Origin of the sequence: Vibrio sp. 10N.286.46.A8, from assembly GCF_041470165.1 — a bacterium.
Classification (GTDB): Bacteria; Pseudomonadota; Gammaproteobacteria; order Enterobacterales; family Vibrionaceae; genus Vibrio; species Vibrio tasmaniensis_A.
Window position 1 is genome coordinate 1 of sequence record NZ_JBFRLX010000116.1, and the last position, 3,054, is coordinate 3,054.

Annotated in this window: 2 protein-coding genes and 1 pseudogene; 1 reads left to right on the forward strand and 2 read right to left on the reverse strand. The window is 44.2% G+C overall.

The window, feature by feature from the left end:
• Nucleotides 1-263: 263 nt before the first annotated feature.
• Nucleotides 264-899 carry a LysE family translocator gene (locus tag AB4232_RS12450; RefSeq protein ID WP_012603778.1) on the reverse strand — a complete coding sequence of 212 codons (636 nt, stop codon included), beginning with the start codon at nucleotides 897-899 and terminating at the stop codon, nucleotides 264-266.
• A 298-nt stretch (nucleotides 900-1,197) separates the two neighbouring features.
• Between AB4232_RS12450 and AB4232_RS12455 the strand changes: the two genes are divergently transcribed.
• Nucleotides 1,198-2,670: a carboxypeptidase M32 gene (locus AB4232_RS12455; protein WP_372087224.1), complete on the forward strand. Its 1,473-nt coding sequence runs from the start codon at nucleotides 1,198-1,200 to the stop codon at nucleotides 2,668-2,670.
• A 254-nt stretch (nucleotides 2,671-2,924) separates the two neighbouring features.
• On the opposite strand, the pseudogene AB4232_RS12460 reads toward AB4232_RS12455, so the two are convergent.
• Nucleotides 2,925-3,054, reverse strand: a pseudogene (locus AB4232_RS12460) (methyltransferase type 12); the annotation flags it as partial.

Genomic DNA, 3,054 nt, shown 5'->3' on the forward strand with positions numbered 1-3,054 from the left:
TTATCCGAACGGCATTACGCAATGATGTGCGGGCGTTTTATTGTAAAACCAATGGCTATGTGCCAGTGATTTAGATTCCAATACATTATACCAATCGTAGTAAATAACTGGTCACCCTAGCTTGCTAAAACGCTCGATAACTGCGTTAGTATTTTTGATTGTAGAATAACTACTTATCGAAAAATCCTGCCTTGTTCTCAAGCCTTTTCCCTGCGCTATTTTTGATCACTTACTTACTGTGATTGGTATTAAGTCACTATGGCTTAGCTAGGTTCTTCCATTAAAAGCTTCACACCCAGCCCCACCAGCACCATGCCAGTCACTCCTTCCATCCACTTCATAAAACTCGCATTCTTAAGCAAGTTTTTAGCCGAGTTAAGTGCCCCTGCCAAACCGCATTGCCACACCATCGCAATCATAAAGTGCACCGAAGCCATCAACATAGATTGCAATAATGGTGATCCTTCAGGGTTTACGAATTGAGGTAAAAAGGCCAAATAGAAAACTGCCGTTTTTGGGTTAAGAACGTTAGACAGAAAGCCTTCGCGTAGAGAACGCTTAGCACTGTATGCTTGCTGAGCTTGTTCACCCACCTTCAAACCGCCACCGTTTTTCATCAAAGCTCGTAAACTGCTTAAGCCAAGCCAGATGAGGTAAACCGCACCCACCATCTTAACGGCTTGAAAGAGTTCAGCTGACTGGGCGAGGATTGCAGAAATACCCACAGCAGAGAAAAACGCGTGTACATACAAGCCGCTACAAATACCAAAGCTGGTCATCACGCCGTCAGATAAGCCAGAACGGCTCGTATTGCGAATCACCAAAGCCGTATCTAAACCCGGCGTTAGCGTTAAAATAGTAATGGCAATTAAAAATGCCTCAAAGTTCAAAATATCCATATCATTGTCATTGTTGTTCAGCGATCTATCATCAATACCGTGTATCTGAACAATTCGCAAGCAACAATTGCCACCAGCTATACAACTCACTGATTTTGTGCACAATGGAACAGTTTAATTTGTTAAGAAATAGTAAATTCAAGGCATCGTACCGCCTCATGCTTTTCTCGCTATATCTTCAACTCCGAAGGTCAGCGTCTTTTAAAAGTAGAGCCATAATCAAAGTACATGAGAGATGAACCTTAACGCTGATGCTGTCCTAAGGATCATTTACAGAAACCAAATTAAGAGTAGTCAAATGAGCGCATTCAAAAAACTAGTCGAACACTCTCAAAAATGTTCACGCTTTCAACACCTAGCCTCGATTTGTGGTTGGGACCAAGCTTCAATGATGCCTGCCGGTGGTAACCAAGCTCGTAGTGAAGCAATGGCCGAGCTTTCGGTTCATATTCACGGATTAATGACGCAACCACAGCTTGGTGACTGGATTGAAGACGCTGAAAACGAAGCGCTAAATGGCGAGCAACAATCGTCTCTGCGCGAAATTAAACGCCAATGGCAACAAGCCAATCTACTCCCAGAAAAGCTGGTTGAAGCCAAATCTCTAGCTGGCTCAAAGTGTGAACATGCATGGCGCAGCCAACGTGGTAACAACGACTGGGTTGGATTCGAAAAGAACTGGCGTGAAGTGGTTGAACTCTCTCGCGAAGAAGCTCAGATCCGCGCCGACTCGGCGAATCTAACGCCTTATGATGCAATGCTAGATATCTATGAACCGGGCACCAGCTCTGCTTCACTTGATGTCTTGTTTGCCGACGTTAAGACATGGCTGCCAAACCTGATTGATGAAGTGATCGAAAAACAATCGAGCGAGCAATTTAATGCGCCATCTGGCATCTATTCGACCGAGAAACAGAAAGCACTTGGTTTAGAAGTCATGAAGCTGCTTCAGTTCGATTTTGAACACGGCCGATTGGATGAAAGTGTTCACCCATTCTGTGGCGGCGTGCCTTCAGACGTGCGTATCACAACCCGCTACGACGAAGCTGAATTCGTTCAAAGCTTAATGGGTATAGTGCATGAAACAGGGCACGCGCGTTACGAACAAGGCTTACCAAAACACCTAGCAGGCCAACCGGCGGGCGAAGCGCGCTCTATGGGCATCCATGAATCTCAGTCTCTGTTCTTCGAGATGCAAGTCGGCCGCAGTGACCCGTTCATTGGACACTTAGCAAACTTGGCTGGTCAGCAGTTCTCAGGATCAGAATTTGAGAAAGAGAACTTCCAGAAGATCTACACTCGCGTGAAGAAAGACTTCATCCGTGTTGATGCCGATGAGCTGACCTACCCTGCACACGTTATCTTGCGATACGAAATTGAGCGTGACTTGATTAACGGAAAGATCAAACACACCGACGTGCCAGAGTTATGGAATACCAAGATGCAGTCATACCTTGGTTTAAACACTCAAGGCAACTTCACTAACGGCTGTATGCAAGACATCCACTGGACAGACGGCGCATTTGGGTACTTCCCATCTTACACACTAGGTGCGATGTACGCGGCTCAGTTCATGGCTTCAATGAAGAAAACGGTGGATGTGAATTCTGTGATTGAAAGTGGTGACCTATCACCTATCTTCACTTGGTTAGAATCGAATATTTGGAGCAAGGGCAGCCTGCTGAGCACCGATGATTTGGTGAAAGGCGCAACGGGTGAAACCTTGAATGCGCAATACTTCAAAGATCATTTAAGAAGCCGTTACCTTTAATGGAATAAATCGATAGAGGCTGATCAGTTTATTGATTCAGCCTTTTTAATCACATTTTCAAAACATACTTAGGTTGATTCGAAGGCATTATCCCTTCATCGAACCTAACAATCACGGAATATCCTGGTACCTGCTAGCGCGGAATTGGACAATTCCGAGTTGCGTCTTTTGCTAATATAGCAAAGCATGAATTATTGAAAGTATGGAAAAATTCGCTTACGTGAGTGTCCAGTATCACTGGAGCAGATCATTTGTTATATTTTTTTACCTGAGAACAATGCAACACACCCTATAACTTCCACTTTTACATCAGTAAAGTGTTCATTTAACGATGTCACCAATGAGTCTAAATCATCGTTGTTATTACTAAATATGCCTTTCTTA

What these genes read in the sequence shown, in the direction of transcription:
- AB4232_RS12450 (WP_012603778.1), bottom strand. Translation starts at nt 899, where the DNA reads ATGGATATTTTGAACTTTGAGGCATTTTTAATTGCCATTACTATTTTA.
- AB4232_RS12455 (WP_372087224.1), top strand. Translation starts at nt 1,198, where the DNA reads ATGAGCGCATTCAAAAAACTAGTCGAACACTCTCAAAAATGTTCACGC.